The organism is uncultured Acinetobacter sp. (genome assembly GCF_947624825.1).
Lineage (GTDB): Bacteria > Pseudomonadota > Gammaproteobacteria > Pseudomonadales > Moraxellaceae > Acinetobacter.
Map to the genome: position 1 here is coordinate 14,711 of NZ_CANQLZ010000017.1, position 22,571 is coordinate 37,281.

The 22,571-nt window shown below is 42.3% G+C and carries 19 protein-coding genes and 1 riboswitch; of the genes, 10 read left to right on the plus strand and 9 right to left on the minus strand.

What is annotated here, in order from left to right; translation table 11 throughout:
- Window positions 1-108: 108 nt before the first annotated feature.
- Window positions 109-2,235 carry a zinc piracy TonB-dependent receptor ZnuD gene (gene znuD / locus Q0017_RS05595; protein WP_298143910.1) on the plus strand — a complete coding sequence of 709 codons (2,127 nt, stop codon included), beginning with the start codon at window positions 109-111 and terminating at the stop codon, window positions 2,233-2,235.
- A gap of 76 nt (window positions 2,236-2,311) precedes the next feature.
- Window positions 2,312-3,778, plus strand: coding sequence for a phospholipase D family protein (locus Q0017_RS05600; RefSeq protein ID WP_298143913.1), 1,467 nt, complete (start codon window positions 2,312-2,314; stop codon window positions 3,776-3,778).
- Between the two features lie 39 nt (window positions 3,779-3,817).
- On the opposite strand, the gene Q0017_RS05605 is transcribed toward Q0017_RS05600, so the two are convergent.
- A complete protein-coding gene (locus tag Q0017_RS05605; RefSeq protein ID WP_298143916.1) occupies window positions 3,818-4,273 on the minus strand; it encodes a hypothetical protein in 456 nt (151 codons plus the stop codon).
- A 102-nt stretch (window positions 4,274-4,375) separates the two neighbouring features.
- Between Q0017_RS05605 and Q0017_RS05610 the strand changes: the two genes are divergently transcribed.
- Complete coding sequence (locus Q0017_RS05610) at window positions 4,376-4,750, plus strand: RcnB family protein (RefSeq protein WP_298143919.1); 375 nt, start codon at window positions 4,376-4,378, stop codon at window positions 4,748-4,750.
- 54 nt (window positions 4,751-4,804) lie between these two features.
- Here Q0017_RS05610 and Q0017_RS05615 read toward each other — a convergent pair whose 3' ends face one another.
- The 3 genes from Q0017_RS05615 to Q0017_RS05625 form a co-directional block, all read right to left on the minus strand.
- Window positions 4,805-6,586 carry an acyl-CoA dehydrogenase C-terminal domain-containing protein gene (locus Q0017_RS05615; RefSeq protein WP_298143922.1) on the minus strand — a complete coding sequence of 594 codons (1,782 nt, stop codon included), beginning with the start codon at window positions 6,584-6,586 and terminating at the stop codon, window positions 4,805-4,807.
- Between the two features lie 103 nt (window positions 6,587-6,689).
- Window positions 6,690-8,474: an acyl-CoA dehydrogenase C-terminal domain-containing protein gene (locus Q0017_RS05620; RefSeq protein WP_298143925.1), complete on the minus strand. Its 1,785-nt coding sequence runs from the start codon at window positions 8,472-8,474 to the stop codon at window positions 6,690-6,692.
- Window positions 8,475-8,741: 267 nt separating this feature from the next.
- A complete protein-coding gene (locus Q0017_RS05625) occupies window positions 8,742-9,248 on the minus strand; it encodes a hypothetical protein (RefSeq protein WP_298143928.1) in 507 nt (168 codons plus the stop codon).
- A gap of 129 nt (window positions 9,249-9,377) precedes the next feature.
- On the opposite strand from Q0017_RS05625, the gene baeS reads away from it, so the two are divergent.
- Together baeS and Q0017_RS05635 are read left to right on the plus strand one after the other, a co-directional pair.
- The gene (gene baeS / locus Q0017_RS05630) at window positions 9,378-11,009 is read left to right on the plus strand and encodes a sensor histidine kinase efflux regulator BaeS (protein ID WP_298143931.1); all 1,632 of its coding nucleotides are present in this window, start codon (window positions 9,378-9,380) and stop codon (window positions 11,007-11,009) included.
- A 5-nt stretch (window positions 11,010-11,014) separates the two neighbouring features.
- The gene (locus Q0017_RS05635) at window positions 11,015-11,701 is read left to right on the plus strand and encodes a response regulator (RefSeq protein WP_297424088.1); all 687 of its coding nucleotides are present in this window, start codon (window positions 11,015-11,017) and stop codon (window positions 11,699-11,701) included.
- Between the two features lie 56 nt (window positions 11,702-11,757).
- Here Q0017_RS05635 and Q0017_RS05640 read toward each other — a convergent pair whose 3' ends face one another.
- Together Q0017_RS05640 and Q0017_RS05645 are read right to left on the minus strand one after the other, a co-directional pair.
- On the minus strand, window positions 11,758-13,203 hold the full coding sequence (locus tag Q0017_RS05640; RefSeq protein ID WP_298143935.1) for a protein adenylyltransferase SelO family protein: 1,446 nt from the start codon (window positions 13,201-13,203) through the stop codon (window positions 11,758-11,760).
- 69 nt (window positions 13,204-13,272) lie between these two features.
- Window positions 13,273-14,436 carry an acyl-CoA desaturase gene (locus Q0017_RS05645; RefSeq protein WP_298143938.1) on the minus strand — a complete coding sequence of 388 codons (1,164 nt, stop codon included), beginning with the start codon at window positions 14,434-14,436 and terminating at the stop codon, window positions 13,273-13,275.
- Between the two features lie 239 nt (window positions 14,437-14,675).
- On the opposite strand from Q0017_RS05645, the gene Q0017_RS05650 reads away from it, so the two are divergent.
- Entirely contained in the window at window positions 14,676-15,110 is a 435-nt protein-coding gene (locus Q0017_RS05650; protein ID WP_298143941.1) for an META domain-containing protein, read from the plus strand.
- 29 nt (window positions 15,111-15,139) lie between these two features.
- On the opposite strand, the gene Q0017_RS05655 is transcribed toward Q0017_RS05650, so the two are convergent.
- From Q0017_RS05655 to Q0017_RS05665, 3 genes are all read right to left on the minus strand, one after another.
- On the minus strand, window positions 15,140-15,853 hold the full coding sequence (locus Q0017_RS05655; RefSeq protein WP_298143944.1) for a glycerophosphodiester phosphodiesterase: 714 nt from the start codon (window positions 15,851-15,853) through the stop codon (window positions 15,140-15,142).
- A 127-nt stretch (window positions 15,854-15,980) separates the two neighbouring features.
- Window positions 15,981-16,565, minus strand: a complete 585-nt coding sequence (locus Q0017_RS05660) for a cob(I)yrinic acid a,c-diamide adenosyltransferase (protein WP_297424099.1) — start codon at window positions 16,563-16,565, stop codon at window positions 15,981-15,983.
- Window positions 16,566-16,660: 95 nt separating this feature from the next.
- Window positions 16,661-18,481, minus strand: coding sequence for a TonB-dependent siderophore receptor (locus tag Q0017_RS05665; RefSeq protein ID WP_298143948.1), 1,821 nt, complete (start codon window positions 18,479-18,481; stop codon window positions 16,661-16,663).
- 38 nt (window positions 18,482-18,519) lie between these two features.
- A riboswitch (cobalamin riboswitch) is annotated at window positions 18,520-18,729 on the minus strand.
- Between the two features lie 145 nt (window positions 18,730-18,874).
- Between Q0017_RS05665 and Q0017_RS05670 the strand changes: the two genes are divergently transcribed.
- The 4 genes from Q0017_RS05670 (at window position 18,875) to Q0017_RS05685 (ending at window position 22,541) form a co-directional block, all read left to right on the plus strand.
- Window positions 18,875-19,516 carry a phosphoribosylanthranilate isomerase gene (locus Q0017_RS05670; RefSeq protein ID WP_298143951.1) on the plus strand — a complete coding sequence of 214 codons (642 nt, stop codon included), beginning with the start codon at window positions 18,875-18,877 and terminating at the stop codon, window positions 19,514-19,516.
- A complete protein-coding gene (gene trpB / locus Q0017_RS05675; RefSeq protein WP_297424107.1) occupies window positions 19,500-20,729 on the plus strand; it encodes a tryptophan synthase subunit beta in 1,230 nt (409 codons plus the stop codon). The genes Q0017_RS05670 and trpB overlap by 17 nt, the downstream gene beginning before the upstream one ends.
- A gap of 179 nt (window positions 20,730-20,908) precedes the next feature.
- Window positions 20,909-21,421 (plus strand): DUF1543 domain-containing protein, encoded by a 513-nt coding sequence (locus Q0017_RS05680; protein ID WP_298143954.1) that lies wholly within the window; start codon window positions 20,909-20,911, stop codon window positions 21,419-21,421.
- Between the two features lie 133 nt (window positions 21,422-21,554).
- Entirely contained in the window at window positions 21,555-22,541 is a 987-nt protein-coding gene (locus Q0017_RS05685; protein WP_298143956.1) for a DUF2804 domain-containing protein, read from the plus strand.
- Window positions 22,542-22,571: the final 30 nt, after the last annotated feature.

Here is a 22,571-nt window from a genome sequence, read left to right on the forward strand (position 1 = left end):
GCATTGAGCTTAGCTGATATGCTGAGTTGTTGCTGTTTTTTATTGCAAAAATAATGAAATGTTATATTATAACATTATTCCGAATTTACCGACTTTGAGCCCTAAGTCATGTCTTTACATAAGAATTTGATTACCCTTGCGATTTTTGCAGCAGTTGCACCGCATACTTTTGCTGATACAGCAGCAACCACTTTAGATACCATTCAATTGACCGCTCATCCTTTGGTACAAACCGCAGCTGATTTTGCGGTGGCTGATCATGTGGTTGATCAAAAGCAATTAAGCCTGCGTGCTGCCACCATTGGCGATGCTTTAGCTGATGAGCTTGGGGTGTATTCAAATCAATATGGTTCAGGTTCAAGCCGTCCGGTGATTCGTGGGCAAGATGGTCCGCGCGTTAAAGTTTTACAACATGCCTCAGAAACTGCTGATGTGGCAACCTTATCACCTGACCATACGATTACTGTTGATCCATTGCTTGCAAAACAGGTTGAAGTGATTCGTGGGCCGTCAACCTTACTTTATGCAGCAGGTACTGTGGGTGGTTTAGTCAATGTCACTGATCAAAAAATCCCAACCCAGATGCCGCAAAAAGCTATTGAGGGCAGTGCCGCTTTACGTTACAACTCAGGCAGTGATGAAAAATTGGCTAGTGCAGGCGTTACTGCTGCAATAGGTGAGCAATTTGCCTTACGTGTAGAGGGTTTAAAGCGTAAAGCCAATGACTATATTGCCCCCGATTACGTTGTTGCTGAGCCGCATGGCGATCATTTCCATAACGAACAAAAACGCCGTGTTGACAATACCTTTGCTGAAGGACAAACCATTAACGTCGGTGGTTCATGGATTCACGAGCGTGGTTTTGTAGGTTTGTCTTATAGTAACCGCCAAGATCAATATGGTTTACCAGGGCATAGCCATGAGTATCATGGTTGTGAATTACATGCTGATCATTTCCATTGTCCAAAATCGGATGATAACCATGACCATGACCACGAGCATCCAGCTGGTCCTTGGGTCGATCTAAAATCCGAGCGTTATGATTTACGTACAGAGTTGGCGCAGCCGTTTCAAGGCTTTGAAAAATTACGTGCCCATGCCAGTTTTACCGACTATGAGCATGATGAATTAGAAGATCAGGCAGTGATTAGCAACTTTAAAAGCCGTGGTTATGATGCACGTTTAGAATTGGTGCATGTACCTGTTGCTGGTTGGGAAGGCGTGATCGGTACGCAGTTCTCACAGCAAACTATTGATCTAGCCGCAGGTCAAGGCCATGCACATGAAGAGCATGACCATGAAGGTCATGATCACGACCATGATGAGCACGAAGGGCATAATCACGATGTTTTAATGGCCGACACCAAGACCAAAAAATACAGTCTATTTGCGTTAGAACATAAGCAAATAGGGGATGTGCATGTTGAGCTTGGTGCACGTTTAGATCATCAAACCATTGATGTGCAATCTGAGCAAAAAAATTACTCAGGCACAGCCTATTCAGCCTCTGCCGCTGCTAATTGGGAATTTGCACCTAATTACAAACTCTCTGTGGTTGGCTCGCATCAACAGCGTTTGCCATTGGCTCAAGAGTTATATGCCGATGGTTTACACTTCGCTACCAATACCTATGAGTTAGGCAACCCGAATATTGATAAAGAAACCTCAAATAACTTAGAGCTTGGCTTGCACTATGAAGGTGATCAGTTCGACTATCACGCGCATGTGTATCACAACTGGTTTGATGACTATATTTATGCGGCAACCATTGCCCAAACAGGTAATTTGCGCGGGGTTGAATATAGCCAAGACAAAGCACGCTTTTACGGTGTAGAAGCGCAAGCGGGTTATAATGTTAACGACACCTATCGCTTAAGTGTGTTTGGTGATTATGTACGTGGCAAAATTGAAGGTGAAAATGCACCGCGTGTACCTGCTGGTCGTTTAGGTACCAAGGTCAATGCCAATTTTGATGACCAATGGTCAGGCAGTGCCGAGTACTATCATGTGTTTAAACAAGATCAATTTGCTGATTTTGAAGAGCAAACACAAGGCTATAACATGGTCAATGTGGGCTTAAATTACAATGGCCGTTATGGCAATGATCAAGACTACCGTGTGTTCTTAAATGCCAATAATTTATTGGATGATCAAGTCTATTCACATGCGTCATTTTTATCTAATATTCCACAAGTGGGACGTAACTTTACGGTGGGTCTAGAATTTAACTTCTAAGCCAAATACACAGAAAAGCCCTTGAAAATTCATACAATAAAACCTAGTCTGAGCCGATTGGACTAGGTTTTTTGTTATGCGTATCTTCCAGAGAATTCACACCAAGTTAAATTGGTCATTGCGTCGTTATGCTGCGGTTTGTATGGCTGTGCTGCTGCTGAGTCTGGTGGGATCAGGCTTGTATCATATGTATAAGCCTTTGCCACAAGGTTTAAACTACACGGGTAGTTTACGTCATGCCCAAGTGGAATTTTTAAGTGATCAAAGCTATGTCGACCCACAAGGTCAATTGCAAACAGAGCAGATGATCTTTGATCGTATGCTTGGCATGATTGAACAAGCGCAAAGTTTGATTGTGCTGGATATGTTTTTATTTAATCAAGAAATTGGCATATCGACGCTTAAACATCGTGCCTTAACCGATGAACTCACCCAAGCCTTAATCAAAAAACGTTATTTAGATCCAAGCATTGAAATTAAAGTCGTAACTGATCCGATTAACTCAGTTTACGGTGGAGTATTACCTGAACATTATCGTCAATTGCGTCAAGCCGGTATTGAGGTGATTGAAACTGACTTGACCCCTTTGCGTGCTTCGAATCCATTATGGTCAAGTTTTTGGTATTTATGCTGTCAGGGAATTGCCAATAATCCGCAAGCCGGTTGGTTGCCTAATCCATTTGGCAGTGAAAAAGTGACCTTACGTAGTTATGTTAATCTTGCCAATTTTAAAGCCAATCATCGTAAAACCTTAGTGGTGGATACCCCACAAGGTTGGCAGACCTTAGTGACCTCAATGAATCCACATGATGGCAGCTCATTGCATTCCAATGTGGCTTTGGTGGTCACAGGTCCCACAGCCATAGATGTGTTAAAGACTGAGCAAAGCGTGGCACAAATGTCTAAAGGCAGTATGCCTATGGTGATCATGGGAGAATTTGAAGCAGCAAAAACCGAACCCCAAGTCCAAGTGCTGACTGAAAAAGCCATCTATGATCAAGTATTAGCAGCCATTGAAAGCAGCCAAAAGGCAGGGGTTGAGCTTGATTTGTCGATGTTTTATTTATCAGAGCGTCGCATTATTCAAGCATTGATTGCAGCGCATGAGCGTGGGGTTAAAGTACGTGTGTTATTAGACCCGAATAAAGATGCTTTTGGACGCACTAAAAACGGCATTCCTAACCGTCCTGTTGCAGCTGAATTACACCGTGCAGGGATTGATGTGCGTTGGTGTAATACCCAAGGCGAGCAGTGCCATAGCAAAATGTTGCTTAAACACAGTATGTATAACAGCGAAATTATTTTAGGTTCAGCCAATTTCACGGCACGCAATTTAAAAAATTATAATTTAGAAACCAATTTACGTGTGGTGGGGCATGCCAATGCCAAAGTCTTTACAGATGCAACGCAGTATTTTGAACGTGCTTGGCATAATCAAGATGGACAGCAGCACAGTGTAGAGTATGCACAGTATGCCGATGAATCGACCTTTAAATATGTGCTGTATCGCGTGATGGAATGGACTGGGCTGTCGACCTTTTAAACAAAAAACCCTCTGCAAAACAGAGGGTAGATTTTTGGCCTAATTGCTTGGGTTAGGCGGAATAATTTGATCAAGTTCTTTATCGGTTAAATGATCGAGCTCTTCAATTTTGGTTTTGATTTTCCATTTGTCTAGATCATCTACTGGATTAGGAAGGCGCGCTTCAAGCCAATCACAGACCACATCAGGGGGAAAATCGGAATGGTTGCACTGAATCACCCATGCTAAAAAATCTTTGGCTTCACCATTCATATAAGGTGGTGGCGACACAGGTAAAAATTGGGTCGGTAGACGTTCATTTTTAGAAATATAATTTAAGACATGCCCAAGTTCTTGTACAGTTTGCCAAGCCAATGGGTGTTCCACATTAATTTGGAACTTAAACCACCATGCATGTTTGCCATCTGTGCCATAGCTTTCGATTAAACCTTTACGCACACTTGGTACTTTACAGAAATACGCATAGAGACGGTCGAAACTTAATTGTTCAGCCACAATAGTTCACTCAGCCATAAAAAACGCTATCTTAACATAAACTTGGTTTTGCTTTAAAAGCCAACTTGCTATGCTAAGCATGAATCAATGTGAGGCTAGGATATGCGCAAATTCACTCGTTGTATGGGGCTTAGTTTACTTATGCTGAGTCCACAGCTGTGGGCAGACAATCCGTGGGCAGGTTATCGTGGGGTAGAGAAAAAGCCACAGCGCCCCATGCGACCTCAAGCACCGCATCGTCCACAATGGCCACGTCCGCAACCTCAACCTAATGTGTCTATTCAATATCAAGGGCCAACCACGGTGGTACAAAACAGTCAAAGCTATAGTTTTGTCAATGGCCAACCAAGCGGTAGCATCTCGAGCAGTCGTTATGTATTTATTTCCGATTGGCAGCGCTTGGGCTTACCAGCGCCACCTGTGGGTATGTATTGGATTTATGAAAATGGTCGTTATGCTTTAGTGCCCAATCGCTAAAATGATATAGCATGTTAAAAAAATACCTGCATAAAGCAGGTATTTTTTTAAGTTTTAGCTTTGTTGGGTAAAGTATTCAGGACTAAAGCGCATAATCACGTCAGCACCTGCTTTAATTTTACTGATCCGCATAGGCAGCTCAGGTAACACGCGTTGCACAAAATAAATCGCCAAATTAATTTTATCTTGATAAAACGGTGTCGATTTGTCTTGTGCAGCTTCGGCAATACGGGCAAACATATAGCTAAAGCTGAGTAAGCCAAGCGCATGTAAATAATCTACTGCAACTGCATTGGCAAAGTTTGGATTTTCCTGTGCTGCTTCTAAAATAAATTGAGTGACCGATTCAAGTTCTGTGGCTGCATCTAAAGTGGCATCTTTAATGAAATTGAGTTCGGCATCCATTTGGTTGGCAAAGTCACGAATTTCATCAATATAGGCTTTTAAATAAGCGCCTTCACATTTAATGGTTTTACGACCAATTAAGTCCTGCGACTGAATGCCATTGGTGCCTTCATAAATTTGTGCAATACGTAAATCACGTACACATTGCTCCATGCCCCATTCACGAATGTAGCCATGTCCTCCAAAACACATTTGTGCATCCAGCACCGCTTGAAATGCTGTGTCGGTTAAATACGCCTTGGCAATTGGGGTGAGTAGAGCCACCCGTTCATTGGCAGCGCGTATTGCTTCTGGGTCATTAGAAAACTTAGTGATATCCAATTGCTGTGCCACATACACGGCAAAAGCACGTGAAGCTTCATTATTGACGCGAGTATTCAGCAGCATACGGCGTACATCGGCATGCACTAAAATTGAATCGGCAGGCTGATTAGGTGATTTGACCCCTTCAGCACTACGCCCTTGTAAGCGATCTGTGGCGTACTGTGCGGCATTTTGATAAGCAAATTCAGATGCGCCTAAACCTTGAATCCCCATGGACAAACGTTCGTAATTCATCATCACAAACATCGCGGCCAAGCCTTCATTTTCTTGACCCACCAAGAAGCCTTTGGCTGCATCAAAATTCATGACGCATGTGGCTGAAGCTTTAATTCCCATTTTATGTTCAATCGAACCTGCATGTACGCCATTTCGTTGGCCTAAAGAACCGTCCTCATTGACCAAGATTTTCGGCACAATAAATAAGGAAATTCCGCGTGAACCGGCAGGTGCATCGGGGGTTTTGGCCAAAACAAGATGAATAATATTTTTAGTTAAATCATGTTCACCACCGGTAATAAAAATTTTAGTTCCCGTGATGTTATAAGAACTATCGCTATTTTTTTCAGCTTTGGTCTTAATGATGCCTAAATCGGTGCCGGCATGTGGTTCGGTTAAACACATGGTGCCTGCCCATTCACCGCTATACATTTTAGGCAAATAAGTTTGTTTTTGCTGTTGTGACGCATAACTGGCCAAAGCTAAACCTGCTCCAACCGAGAGTAAAGAATACAGGGTAAAAGATGGATTGGTGGCAAACAGCATCTCATCGCTGAGCACAGTAAGCATTTTAGGCATGCCTTGACCGCCCCATTCTTCATCGGCACCTAAACCTAACCAACCGCCTTGCGCGTATTGTTCAAAGGCAGCTTTAAAACCTTCAGGTGTGGTTACAGTACCTGCGTCAAATTGTGCACCGTGTTCATCACCGCTACGGTTAAGCGGCAGCGTGATATTTTGACTAAATTTGGCCATTTCTTCTAAGATGGCGTTGGCGGTGGCGGTATCTAGGTGTGCAAGTTTAGGATGTTGTTGCCAAAACGCAGAGGCGTTAAAAACATCATTGAGAATAAACTGCATATCGGCAAGGGGGGCATTATAGATGGGCATGATCGACTCACTTGATTGTTATATTCATAATCTTTTGTACTTTTTATAAACAAAAGGGACACCCATTGCAATGCGTGTCCCCCTTAACATCAACAAATATCAATTAAAAAGCAAAAGCATCAGCGTCCAATTGCATTAAAGATGCAGCACCAGTATCAATTATGGCAATGTGCGCGTTTACACGCGGCAACAATTTATCAAAGTAAAATTGCGCTGTACGGATTTTGGCCTGATAAAAAGCTGTGTCGTTGCTACTGTTGTTTAAGGCATGTTGTGCAGTGGCTGCCATACGTGCCCAATAATAGGCCAAGGTCACATAGCCTGCAAAATATAGATAATCGACTGCAGCTGCACCCACTTCATCTGGATTTTGTTCAGCACGTTGTGCAATGTTTTTTGTCACTTGGCCTAATTTTTTCATCCAATCGCTTAAAGGCTGAATAAATTCTTGCATGTTGGCTTGATCTTGCTGTGTATCGATAAAGCTTTGCATAACTTTGGAAAAATCTTGCAGCAATTTACCTTTTGAGCCTAAGACTTTACGACCAAGTAAATCAATGGCTTGAATTTCGGTGGTGCCTTCGTATAAGCATGCAATTCGGGTGTCACGTACAATTTGTTCCATGCCATGCTCGGCAATAAAACCGTGCCCACCAAAGACTTGTACGCCTTTATTGGCAGCTTCATAACCTGTTTCGGTTAAGAAAGCTTTGGCGATTGGTGTAAGGAGCGACAAAATATTGTCGGCTTTTTCACGCGTCGCAGCATCTGGTGATTTTTCCACTAAATCGGCATATTGCGCTAAGTCATAAATTAAAGCACGCCCACCTTCAGCAAAGGCTTTTTGAGTGAGCAGCATTTGACGCACAGCAGGATGTACAATAATTGGGTCGGCTTCTTGATCTGGTGCTTTAATGCCTGAAAGTGAGCGCATGGCTAAACGCTCTTTGGCATAGCGAAGTGCACCTTGGAAAGAACCTTCAGCTGCGGCTAAACCTTGCACGGCGGTACCAATACGTGCGGTGTTCATAAAGGTAAACATACAGTTTAAACCACGATGCTCAGGACCAATTAAATAGCCTTTTGCTGCATCAAAATTGAGCACACAAGTGGCATTACCATGGATCCCCATTTTATGTTCAATTGAGCCACAACGCACGCCATTCGCTTGACCATCTATGAGTTTTGGCACAATGAATAAGGATATACCTTTGGTGCCTTTAGGTGCATTGGGTAGGCGTGCCAATACAATATGAATGATGTTGTCAGACATATCGTGTTCACCAGCTGAGATAAAGATTTTCTCACCACTGATGGCATAGCTGCCATCTGCATTGGATTCAGCCTTAGTACGAATAATGCCTAAATCTGAGCCTGCATGTGATTCAGTTAGACACATGGTACCTGTCCATTCACCAGAAACGAGTCTGGGTAAATAGGTGGCTTTTTGTTGCTCAGAACCGTGGTGTTCTAAAGTGCGTACTGCGCCGTGAGAGAGTCCCGGATACATGCTCCACGCCCAATTGGCAGTACCGACCATCTCTGAAATGGTAATGCCTAATGAATTGGGTAAGCCTTGACCACCATATTCAGGGTCAGCCGCTAAAGAGGGAAAACCAAGCTCGATATATTTTTGATAAGCAGCTTTAAAGCCAGTTGGGGTGCTTACCACACCATCGCTCCATGTGCACCCTTCACGATCACCCACTGGGTTTAAAGGCGACAGCTCATGCTCACAAAAGTCTGCCGCAGCTTGTAAATACTGATCAATCAGTTCTTTTGTGACCATATCTTCAAAGGCAGGTAACGCAGCATAATGCTGCTCGGCATTTAAGACCTCATGCAGGACAAATTGCATATCACGTAATGGTGCTTGATAGTGTGGCATGTACTGCTCTCCCTCGTGTAGGTACAAAAAATGTCCCACTTTTTTATGTTGGATGAATAATTTTATGTTGTTGTTTTTATATACTAAGACACAAAAAATCAGCTAGTCGAATTCATGACTCAAAAGTCAAAGAAAAATATTGGCGCCCAATGTCTGCTTGATTTATCAAAATTCTAAGTCAATTTAAATTGATATATTGGTTATTTTAGTGACAGTTGTGTTAAATCAAAAAAGACGCCATTGAGGCGTCTTTCAATCAATCAAAATTTAAGCGGCTTGTTGTGGCTTAAACTTTAATACACATTGACCACTGATACTTTTTTCAGCAAATTTAAGTTCAATATTTTGACCCACAGTTTTGCCTTGGCATGCTGTTTGAATGGCTTGCTTTTGAGCTAAACGTAAATCAAATTGCTTGACCATTTCAGCACGTTTGGTATCTGTGAGTACACCTGTCACTGGTGCAGCAGGTCGCGTCATTTTATAGTTTGATTTTAAGTTTTGGTCACGTTTTGGCATAAACACCATTTCACATTGACCTTGTAAGGTACGTTTGCCTAAAGCAACTTCTACCTTATCGCCAGCGGCTTTGCCTTGACAGGTTTTTGCCATCGCATGTTGCATCCCACGTTGGGCATGATGTTTACCCATACGCTCGTGTTGATGTTTCATCATACGTTCAGGTTTTGGTTTTTGTACAGTGCTTTGTGATTGACACGCAGTTAATGCCACTGCGCTAACTACTACACCGCTGGCAATTAAGATTTTTTTCATGCTGATTTCCCCTAAAAATACAGTTTTATCTTGTAATAAAGATTAAATAATAAAGATGAAGAAACAATGGAGAGTTTTTTGTGATGCTGTTGGTTACAATAACTTTGCCCCGATTTTTGAGAGCATGCTGTGAACATTCGTCGCGTTCCCATCGCCTTACGCCTATTTTTAACTGTTTTATTGGCTTCATTGTTAATTACCACAGTGAGCCTTGGCGTATTGCATTGGACCATGCAAAAAAACTTTGCCAAATATGTCGCCGATGTGGAAATGCAAAAGCTGGATTTATTGGTCAGCAATTTAAGTGATGTCTATAGTATGCATCATGATTGGGGTAATGCCATCCAAGCCCAAATTTTGCAAATTGAAGGCGAAGCAGGACCCGATGATTATGACCGTCTGTCGCGTTGGTGGTTACGTCGTCAATATGATATTGCCCAACAGCAACGCTATTTTGAAGAACACACTTTAATGAATGTGGCATCGAGTTTAAAAGAAGATGCCAATAATTCTGTGATTGATCCTGAAGAATTACGTCGTATTGAACTGAATTTACCTTCCGCGTATGTACCATTTGAGGGTCTAACTTTTCCGCTTAATATTGGCAGTTTTCGTGCTGAACAACAGCAAAACAATCAGGGCAAAAAACAGTTTATTTCGATGCCTGATCGATTAGGTTTGGGGACACGTTTAGGTTTGTACGATGCCAAAAAACAATTTATTGTCGGTGAGCCATCACCTGCGCAAACTTCATGGCGTCCGATTTTAGTCAATCAACAGGTCGTGGGTTACTTGGCCTTAAAACCTGTACTTGAACAAGATGATGCTTTAAGTATTAATTTCTTTAGCAATCAAAAACGCTATTTATTTTTAGTGTATGCCTTAGGGTTTTTAGCCAGTTTAATCGTGGCTTTATTGTTAGCCACTTACTTTAAAACCCCTATTCAACGCTTGGTGAAGGGTACACGTGAGCTGACTAAAGGCAATTATCAGCATCAAGTGGTGGTTAATCGTAATGACGAGCTTGGTGATTTATCACAACAACTCAATCAGTTGGCAGTGATTTTAGATCAACATGAAACCTCAAGACGCCAATGGGTGGCCGATACCTCACATGAACTCAAAACTCCACTTGCGGTATTACAGGCACAAATTGAAGCCATGCAAGATGGCATTCGTAAAGCCACACCTGAGCATTTAGATGCGATGTTGCGTCAGGTCAGTAGTTTGAAAAAACTCACCCAAGATTTAGCCGATTTAGCCCAAGCCGATGCGCAGCAGCTCAGCGTTTATATGAGTTCGGTCAATCCTTGGCAAGTGATTGAGCAAGAAGTTGAAAACTTTAAACCGAGTTTTGATCAAGCCCATTTAAAGATCACTGCAACGGGACATGACATTCAACTCCAGTTAGATGTGGATCGTTTTAAACAAATTATGGTCAATCTAATTGGCAACAGTTTACGTTATACCCAAGCAGGCGGCGAAGTACAGATTCATTGCCATGAAAGCGCACACGATTGGACGGTGTATGTAGACGATACGCCATTTGGCTTAACCGATGCACAATTGTCCCGTTTAGGTGAGCGTTTTTATCGTGTTGATGATTCACGTACCCGTGCTACAGGGGGCACAGGCTTAGGTTTGGCACTCTCTAAACAAATAGCACATGCCTTAGGCGGGCAATTAAGCTTTGAACATTCACCTTTAGGTGGTTTGCGTTGCAAGCTCACTTTTCCAAAAACATCCCACACACAAGGATAAGCAACATGAAACATATTATGCTGGTAGAAGATGAAGTAGAGTTAGCGCAATTGGTGCGTGACTATTTAGAAGCAGCAGGCTTTGAAGTCAGTATGTTTCATGATGGACAACAAGCCTATGACAGCTTTTTACAACGTAAGCCGCATTTGCTGATTTTAGATTTAATGGTGCCACGTATGGATGGTTTAACCATTTGCCGTAAGGTGCGTGAGCAATCTGATTTACCCATTATTATGACCACAGCACGTACCGAAGAAATTGACCGTGTGTTGGGCTTAAATATGGGTGCAGATGACTATGTCTGTAAACCATTTAGCCCTAAAGAACTGGTGGCTCGTGTGCAAGCGGTATTACGTCGTTTAGAGCGTAAAGCAGAGCCTGAGCAAAATAGCCTATTTCGTATGGACAAAGGCCAACAACGCATTTGGTATCAACAAAAACCGCTGAACTTAACTCCAACTGAGTTTCGTTTATTAGAATTATTTTTAGAGCATGTGGGGCAGGTCTATTCACGTGCACAACTGCTTGATCATATCAATCCTGATAGTTTTGATGTGGCAGATCGTGTGATCGACAGTCATATTAAAAATCTACGTCGTAAGATTTCTGATGCTGCTGAAACGGGCAATCGTCATGAATGGATTCAGGCAGTCTATGGCGTCGGTTACCGCTTTGAATATCCTGATAACTAATTAAAGCCAAGCGAATCGAGAGATTCGCTTTTTTATGCATTAGTTATGCAGCTGATTTAAGATGAACAGCTTACCATGACCTCAGGCACATCACTGGATAATGGAGCTAAGTCTTCAGCACGTTCTAATTCCGGCTGTTTGCTAAATGGTGTACTGAGTAGGTTAAATAGACGCTCAACTTCAGAAAAATCATTACCCTCAGCCAATTCAATCGCTTTTTGCGCCATATGGTTGCGCAAAATATACTGTGGATTGACTTCGCGCATGCGCTGATCTAAGGCTTGGGTATCTTGATGTTCACGAATATGCTGATAATGGCTTAAGAAACTTTCAAATTGACGACGATCTAAGCAATCATCAATCAGCGCCGTGTAGTCTTGGTTTTGTAAGCGAACAAAGCTTTGCGTGTAATCGAGTTGTTCGCTTTGTAAAATGCGTAAAAATGCCATGGCACAATCGAAGCTGTCTTTATGGAAAGTCGGTAGGCCCATTTTTTCGCATAAACCTGTTTTGTAATGCGCTAAAAAGCATTGCTCAAACTGTTCTAAGCAGGCAGCTAAATCATTTTTCCATTGTTCTTTGTCATAATCATTGGGGCAAAGCGGCACAAGATTATTGAGCCATGTCCATAAATTCCAATGCCCCATACTGGGTTGATTTTGATAGGTATAGCGGCCATGATGGTCGGAGTGATTATTGATCCAATTGGGGCGGAAACGTTCCATAAAACCATATGGGCCAAAATCAAGCGTTGAACCTGTAATATTTAAGTTGTCGGTATTCATGACTCCATGGGCAAAGCCCACCAACTGCCACCCGCTAATCATCAAGGCAGTACGTTCGATCACCGCTTTGGCAAAGGCTAAAATTGGCTTTGCCTCATTTAAACATTCAGGATAATGCCATTCGATACATTTTTGGGTAAATTCTCTAAGTAGTTCAGGTTGATACTGATTGATCCACTCAAAATGCCCTAAACGAATATGACAATCTGAAGTGCGTAGCAACATCGCACCACGTTCTAATTTTTCACGTTGTACACCTTGATCGGATGAGGTAAATCCAACTGCATTACTTGCGGCAATACCTAAAGCATTTAAGGCATGGCCTGCTAAATATTCACGAATGGTTGAGCGTAGTACTGCACGTCCATCACCCATGCGTGAATAGGGGGTTAAACCTGCACCTTTTAAGTGTAAATCTATGGTTTTCCCATATCGATCAATAATTTGAGCAATCAATAAGCCACGTCCATCGCCCAATTGACCTGCCCATTGTCCAAATTGATGACCTGCATACACCATCGCCAAGGGTTCAAATTCTCTAAAGGTTTTTTGCCCGCTACAAATCGCCACCCAATCGTTTTTATCTTGTGCTGACCAATTGAGTTGTTCGGCTAAAGCAGCATTAAAATGACCTGCTTTAGCGCCATGTAAAGGCATAGGCTGTTGATGATGATAAAGCTTAGGATTTAACGTCGGGTAGCGAACTTGAAACTGCATAGACCAAAAACTCAAATATTTTAAGCTTCACTATAGCAAACAAAAGCCCCGATTTCGGGGCTTTATGGTTTAAGCAGCGCTATTCTTTTTTAAGCTACGCATGACATGATTTAAGGCCTCACGGTGTTGTACAAGACGCTGTTCCACCTGATGAAACTCAGCTTTGAGTTTGTCATCCATTTGGTGGATTTTTTCCGCAACGGCATGTTTTTTATGTTGAATTTCTTGCTCTTTAAGCTTAGTCCAATCATTCAAAGTTTGACTAAAAGCATCATATTCTTGAGCAAGACGTTGTTTGGCTTGAGCAATATCATCTGTAACATTATGACCATACACAGCTAAATCTTGTTCAGCATATTTAAACTTCATGGCCAGTTCAGCTTTTTTAATATTAAAGCTTGGAATACGACGTAAGTTTTTGGCTAAACCTAATTTAGAACAGCTCCAAATCAGCCATTTGGTTGGGTCATATTGCCACCATTTCACTCCATTACGGTAATCGTACTGGAAAATATGGTGATAGTTGTGATAGCCCTCACCCCATGTGGCAATGGCCAACCAAAAGTTATCGCGTGCAGTGTTTTCGTCGGTATAAGGACGTGAACCCCACATATGACACAATGAGTTAATAAAGAACGTCACATGATGGCTTAAAATTAAGCGCACTAAACCACCCAATAACACCACACCCCATACATCACCGACCGCCCAACCCAGTGGCAATAAAATGCCAGCATGCACTGCAATGACTAAAGGCACGTAGTATTTATGCTGAAACATCACGATTTTATCGTTTTGTAAATCAGGTGCATTTTTATAGTTGGGTTCTGCCGCAGGATAATCGCGTAGCATCCAACCTAAATGGGCATACCAAAAACCATTGTTAATCGAATATGGGTCTTTTTCGACGTCATCGACGTGACGGTGATGGGTACGGTGACCTGAACCCCAATATAAAATACTATTTTGTACCGCAAAGGTTCCCATCAGCATTAAAATAATTTTTAATGGTGTAGTCGCTTCATAAGCACGATGTGCCCATAAACGGTGATAACCTGCTGTAATGCCTAAACTGCTGACCCCTAACAGCACAAACATACTGATCCAAGCGGCAAGGCTAAAATCATGGTTCATGGCGTATAAAGGAATGGCAATAACAGCAACAATCGGTAAAAAAACTAAAGCAAAAACGGCAACCCAGTTAATCGGGGCTTGGGGTAGGGGAGGATTCATCTCCAACAACGCTCCTAGGACCAGCGGTTCACCCAAATAGGTGTATATATCAGGCATATTAACATGAGCAAATACGCCGACTCTAGTATTATTATACGATCGTATTGTAGGAAACAGTAACAGAAAATCACTCTAATTTTTTTGAATAAAAACAATAGTATAAAAGGGAAGCGTATATGATTTATCTATCACTTCAAGTATATGTGAAACTATTTAAAATCAGTTTGTTAGGCGCATGCATGCTGCCATTGATTGCTTGTCAAACGGCGTCTCAACGCAGTGTAAGCTCTCAAGATTTAAGCCGCCAAGAGCGACCATTAAAGCTCAGTGTAAGTCAAGATGGGGTACAAGATATCACTTGGCAGATCACCCATATTGCAGGACAAGCAGCGCGTAGTTACCGCCAAATGCCAACTTTAAAATTAAACTCACAAGGACAACGTCTGGAAGGTCATACTGGATGTAATGTCATGCAAGGGCGTTATAGCTTAAATCATAGCCAAAAGAGTTTAACTTTAGATGCCAAAGCGGGTCATCAAAGTTGTGATCAGGCCTTGGCACAAGAAGCAGAACTTGCACAAGCCTTAGCACGCGTGGCACGTTATCAACTGAGCAATCGGCAATTAATTTTGCTTGATCACGCTGGGCGTTCGCTAGTTGTGGCTAAAAAATAAGCCACTTCAGCCCTGCACTCAGGGCTTTTTTATAGATGCTGTAACATACGTGCAGGGTAGTCGGTAATCAAGCCTTGTACGCCTAAATTACGTAAATGTTTGGCACGCTCAATGTCGTTGACTGTCCATACGCTGATGCTTAATTGTGCCTGTTGCGTGGCGTGAATCAGCTCATCGGTTGCCAATTCATCCATCCAACCAATCTGACAACAACCCAAGTCAAGGGCATCTTGAATGGCTTTTTTGCCGTGCGCGTCTTCAATTAATAAACCACGTTTAAAGGTCGAGTGTTGTTGCTGTAAAGCTTGATGAATTTTGTGATCAAAACTGGTGATCATGGCACAGTGTTCAAAGCCTTGTAATTGCTGTTGCAAGGTTTGGGTGATTTGCCATGCTGTATCAGCACACTCCACCGCTTTGACTTCAACTTCAATATGCTCAAAGTTATCAATCACATCTAAGGTTTGTTGAAGTAATGGCGTAGGTTCAAACTGATTCCATGAGGACCATGTCACAGCATGATTATAAGGCGCTAAATCTTGGCGACTACATTCATACAGATATTTGTGTTGCCCTGTGGTGCGTAGCATTTGATCATCATGCATGACAATTAAAGCTTGATCTTTAAGTTGGCGCACGTCAAATTCAACCGCACGTAAACCTAAGTCTTGAATATATTGAAAACCGCCAAGGGTATTTTCAGGCGCTTCGCCACGCGCACCGCGATGACCAATTATGCGCATAACAAGTCTCTTAAACAAAAGCACAACATCATTGTCAGAAAATAAAGTGACAAAAAGATGACGCCATTTTGCACCGATCATCCTCAATTGCAAGAATGATCGGATAAGCTGTTTTGCGGTTGAATGCTTAAATTGTGTCGTTAATGTTTTTTTGCCATAACACTTCATTGCCACCGCTTTGTAGTTGCAGGGTACGAGATGCCACAAATAACCAATCGGATAAACGATTGAGCAATTGTAATGAAGGTGCTTGAATATTTTGATCGCGGTTATGTACTGCCATTAAGCGACGCTCGGCACGGCGGCAGACACTACGGGCTTGATGTGCAAAACTACAGGCTAAACTGCCCGCAGGTAAAATGAAGTCTTTGAGCATGGGTAATGCTTCGTTCATCTCATCAATGTCATTTTCTAAATATTCAATCGCTACAGGCTGTACTAAATTGAAGTTTGGAATACAGACTTCACCGCCTAAATCAAATAACCAGTGTTGAATTAAGCTTAACGATTTATCCCACTTGGTTTTGTGTTCCGCGCTTAAATCACTCAGGGTAATTTGGGCACGTAACAAGCCAATACTCGAGTTGAGCTCATCTACATCACCCAGTGCTTCAATGCGTAAATCATCTTTGGCAACGCGTGAGCCATCACCTAAACCTGTGGTACCTGCATCGCCGGTACGGGTATAAATTTTACTTAAACGGTGTCCCATCACAATTCCTTGGTGTTTAAATCTTGAATATAAAAAAGAATCATGCCATAGCCATGACATGATTCTCAAAAGTATTTATTTAAAATGTGCTTGGCTTAGTATTTTACAGTCATACCAATAGAAGCTAAGCGACCGCTGGCAATATAATAAGATGTGGCATCATTCACTGCAGTTTTGTACTGAGTGTCACCGACATTACGAATATTCACAAAGGTTTTTAAGTGAGGATTGACTTGCCAATAGGCATTCATGTCAATCGCTGCATAGCCCGGAACATCGAGACTATCTTGAGCTTTGCCTTTGGCCACTAAAGATGTAGATGCACCATAGTGACCATTATCCCAACCCAAGCTTAGATTGAAATTTTGGCGTGGGCGATTTGGCAAATCTTTATCTTCATCATCATTTTTGGCTTGAATATAAGCATATTCAGCGTTGGCATAGAAATCATCTTGTGCCCATTTTAAACCCAGTTCGGCACCATTAAAGGTAGCACTGCCCATGTTTTTAAATACCCAATTGGTTAATGCACCTGAAACCATGACATTTTCGACTTGGGTGTGAAAAGCAGAACCATATAGGCTCACCGATGGATGAATCAAATGATCAAAACCAATCTCGTAAGATATACTTTCTTCTGGTTTTAGGTCAGGATTACCACCCCACCAAGCCGGTTCGCTAACAATCTGTCCCACAACAGGGGCGCGAAATGCTGTACCAACATTGGCATAAATACTTGAGACAGGACTCAAATGATAGCGAGCAGCAACTTGTCCCACAGTATGGCTGCCAAATTGCTGATTATCTTCAACGCGAACACCTGCTTGAGTGCTGATGACATCATTTTGATATTGGTGCTGTACATAATAGCCCGTGCTGTCGTTGTCATCTTTAAAGGTATTGACACTTTCAGCTTCGGTTTTGTTGTAATGCACGCCTGCAAGTAGTTTATGTGCAGGATTGATTTGCCATTGAATATTAGACTCAAGTTCTTGTTGTTCAGTGACCACAGTAGATGGGTAATCACTTTGTACAACTGCGTATTCATCTTCAAATTTGGATAGACGTGTTTCCCAGACTAAATTTGGATTGAGCTTGAGATTGCCTTTGAGGTTGTAAAGGCGATTGGTAAAATCATAAGCCTGTGCTGCACCATAAGAGAAATAATTGCCGTGACCTTCATTTTCTTTAAATTCAGCGGACAAGCCAAAGTTGTCTTGATCAACGCCTAGCTTCGCTGAGTAGCCTTTTTGATCGAAACCTGCTTTTTTTGCTTGGTTACTAATAATTTGCTCACCATCTGTTTCTAGGCGTTGTCCACGAATTTGGGCGTAATAGCCATTTTCAGCAGCATCAACTCCCACAATTGATTTATAAGTATTTTTCTCACCGGCTTCGACTGTAGTAAATGCACTATTTTCTGTCGGTGTTTTTGAAATGAGTTGAATGACACCACCAATGGCATCTGTCCCATATTGTACCGATGCAGGACCTTTTAATATTTCAATTTGCTTAATGTCTGCACTATCAATTAAATGTAAATTGGTACCTGCAACAGTTGCTGTATTAGAGCGCATACCATCTTGTAAAATTAAGGTGTGCGCGGCATTGCTACCACGTAAAAAAACTGAAGCTTGTTGACCGTAGCCACCAAGTTGCTTAACTGATAGTCCGGCTTGTTGGGTTAAAAGTGAAGGTAAATCAGCAATAGGTGATTGTTGAATGGTTTTTTCATCAATCACATTTAAACGTGCAGGTACATCTTTAAGATTTTGTTCACTACGCGAGGCAGTGACTACAATAGTATCTAAAGCGGCTGTTGTAGTCGTGGGTTGATTGGCATAAACAGTGGATGTGGTACCCAACGCAAGCGCGATTGCACCTACTAAGGCAGTAGGTTGAAAAGAAATTGACATGATAAATGCTCCATACATTCACTTCCCCGTGAATGATTGAGTGATAGAACGCAGTAAGCAGGTATCCGGACTTAAATGTAGTAGATCAATCTACTTGCCTATTCACCTTCCCACATAAAATATGCAGTGGCGTAAATCAATTGGATTTAAATAGATAGGCGTTTCATTTTTTACCGTTGCGGGGGCAGTGCTGGATTTACACCAGCTTCCCTAAAGCTTAAGCTTGGACTTACTGCAAGTTGTGCGCAGTATAAAGTTAGCCTATCAATTAAACAATCAACCCACAGAATAATCGGTATGAACTTTACGCAACATCAAAAAATTGCTTTACAATGCGGATTGTTAGAATTTATAGATCGGCTATAAATCAGGATGAGTTAGCCAGAACAACATATGCGAACGCGTGCCAAAATCTGTGGAATTACCCGATGCCAAGACATCCAAGCTGTGGTTGACAGCGGTGCCGATGCCATTGGTTTGGTGTTTTATCCACCTAGTCCTCGAAGCGTAACGATTGCCCAAGCGGTTGAATTGGCTCAAGCCACGCCCGCTTATGTGCAATTGGTGGGTTTGTTTGTAAATAGCTCGCTTGAAGAAATTCAAGCCACTTTACAAGCAGTGCCTTTAGATGTTTTACAGTTTCATGGTGATGAAAGCCCAGAACATTGCCAAGCCATAGCCAAAGCCACAGGGCGACGTTGGTATAAAGCCATTCAAGTCAAAGCTGATATGGACATTGCCGCCGTGGTCCAGCGTTACCAAGCTTGTGGTGCCAGTGCCATGTTACTTGATGCATGGCATCCGACCTTAAAAGGTGGTACAGGCCATGCATTTGACTGGACAAAATTCCCAAAACTCGATATTCCTTTAATCTTGGCAGGAGGTTTAACTCCTGACAATGTTACACACGCTATTGAAATCACCCGCGCTTATGCGGTGGATGTCAGCGGAGGCGTAGAGTCCGCAAAAGGTATTAAAGACCGACAACTCATTGAACACTTTATGCAAGGAGTCCATCGTGGATCAGCAAAATAATGTGATTGACTATACCCAATTCCCCGATGCGCGTGGGCATTTCGGTATCCATGGCGGACGTTTTGTGTCAGAAACTTTAATGGCAGCATTACAGGATTTAGAGCAACTCTATTTCCGTATGAAAGATGATGCGCAGTTTTTGGCAGAATTCGACCGTGATCTCGCCTACTATGTAGGTCGTCCTAGTCCTTTATATTATGCTGAACGATGGTCGAAGCACCTTGGCGGTGCGCAGATTTACCTCAAACGTGAAGACTTAAACCATACCGGTTCACATAAAGTGAACAACACCATTGGTCAGGCTTTATTGGCAAAATTGTCGGGTAAAAAGCGTATTATTGCCGAAACCGGTGCAGGTCAGCATGGTGTAGCAACTGCAACCATCGCAGCACGTCTAGGCTTAGAATGTGTGGTGTATATGGGCGCAGATGACGTAAAACGTCAAGCCATGAACGTGTATCGTATGCGTTTATTGGGTGCCACAGTTGTGCCAGTAGAAAGCGGTTCAAAAACCTTAAAAGATGCCATGAACGAAGCGATGCGTGATTGGGTCACCAATGTTGATAGCACGTATTATGTGATTGGTACGGTGGCAGGTCCGCATCCTTATCCGCAATTGGTACGTGATTTCCAATCCATTATTGGTCGTGAAGCACGTCGTCAAATTCAAGAGCAAGCCGGTCGTTTACCTGATGCACTTGTCGCATGTGTGGGCGGTGGTTCAAATGCCATGGGCTTATTCTATCCATTCTTAAATGACCAAGATGTCAAAATGTATGGGGTGGAAGCGGCAGGTCATGGTATTGAAACTGGTAAACATTCAGCACCTTTAAATGCAGGTCACGTGGGTGTATTACACGGTAACCGTACGTATTTGATGTCGGATGCTCAAGGTCAGATCATTGAAACGCATTCTATTTCAGCAGGTCTAGATTATCCGGGTGTAGGTCCTGAGCATAGCTTCTTAAAGGATATGCAACGTGTTGAATATATGCCAATTACCGATACAGAAGCATTGCAAGGCTTCCGTGATTTAACCCAAATTGAAGGCATTATTCCGGCGCTTGAAAGCTCACATGCCATGGCCTATGTCACTAAACTTGCGCCAACCATGTCTAAAGATCAAATTATCATTGCTAACGTATCAGGTCGTGGTGATAAAGATTTAATGACTGTGGCACGCATTGATGGCGTAGAAATGGTGGAGATGTAACATCCTCAACGCCTGCTTATAACTGAAGGGTTAGGGCTGTAACACAAAATCGCATTCAAGATATTGGGTGCGATTTTTTTATTTATAAAAATAAAGTCTTAAAAAAGAGACGTGTTTGGGCGACAGTTGCCTTTTGGCTCGGTATGATAAGAGCTGTTTGATTGCCATGGATGGAATCTATGCTCAGTTTATTTATTGTGATGCTCGGTGGTCGGCATGCGCGTGCCAATACCGAAGTACATGATGTGGTGTTGGCGTTGGGTGAAAATCTGCAAGAGACTTACCCACAGTTAAAACAAGCATGGTTTGGTGAACAAAAAGGTTTACATATTGATGCATGGGCGCAAATTCATGGCGTGGTGTTTGACGACAAACACTATCAAATACAATTCACCGATGCAGCACCCAAGCAAAGCGATGACAAACTCTATTTAATTAATTTAGGCGGTTATAGCGCTCAAGAATTTGGTGAGTTACATCGTTATGTATTGGTGGTGGCACAAAATGCCATGGTGGCCAAGCAACGCGGCAAACAATATTTTGCACAACATTGGCAAAAACAACATACCGATCGGGTCTTAGATGTCGATGATTGCTTAGCCATCGATCACGTATATGGACGTTATGTGCAACTTGTTGAAGGTGAATTTAGCCAAAATTGCTGGGAAAACACCTATTTAAGCTTGGACTAAGCTGTAATGTTGGCATTTGTTGCACAAGGCAATCGGTTATTTGGGTCGTAAAATTGACATCAAACGCTATGCAGTTGAAATTTTATAGGCATAATACAGACCAAGATCAGCGGTCTTTAAGTGAGTGGGGAAAATGGATCTAATTCAGTCCAATGGACAGCCGCAGTATGGCCGTTTTAATGCGATTCCCACTCGGATCGACTATCAAGCAGTGCAATATAAAACAGAGCAAGGCGTTGAATTGCTCGGTTGGCGTAAGCGTTTAAAATATAAAAAATTTAAATTTTGTAGTATTCAGCATCAGCATTATAGTATTGGCATTGCGATTGCCGATTTGGCATGGGCAGGTTATGGACTGATTTATATCTATGATCATCAAAGTGGTGAAGTGCTCGAATGGCAAGGTTCTACCTTGTTGGCACGCAACACGCAACTTGATGAACAACCCTTATTTAATCAAAGCCATTTTCATAAATCGCCATTTGAGTTGACCATTGATCATGCCAATGGCGTGCGTTATATCCGTGTCAGCAAATATGGTGAAATTAAACTAAGCGCACGTATTTTTTGTGCAGGGACTGATCCCTTGAGTACTTGTCATGCTGTGGGTGAACATGGCTGGTTATATACCCAAAAGCTGACGACTTTAGGTTGTGAAGGTTATTTTTTGGATAAACAGTCCAAAGCGATTCAATTTAATGCCAAAACTTTTGCCAGTTTAGATGACACCTGTGGCTTTTTTAAAGCTGAAACCACATGGTTTTGGTTAAGCTGTAATTTTTGGTGGCAAGGTCAGCATCGGGTCGGTTTAAGCTTAAGCCAAGGCGAGCATGCCAGCACTGACAACAGTCTATGGTTAGATGGCGTGCTCTATCCTTTGGGTGAGGTGATATTTCAGCAGCTAGATGATGGTGCTTGGCAAGTACGTAGTCAAGATACAGGTATAGAGCTACGCATTGAAAATACATGGTCACGCTCAGAAAAAGTTAATTTCCGTTTTAGCAGTAGTCAATTTAAACAATGGCAAAGCAAAATCAGTGGGAAAATTACAATCAATCAGCGCATGATTACTTTAAATGCCGAATATGGCATTTTTGAGCAACATGCGCGTAAACTTTAAAGCCAAAAAAGCGACCCGAAGGTCGCTTTT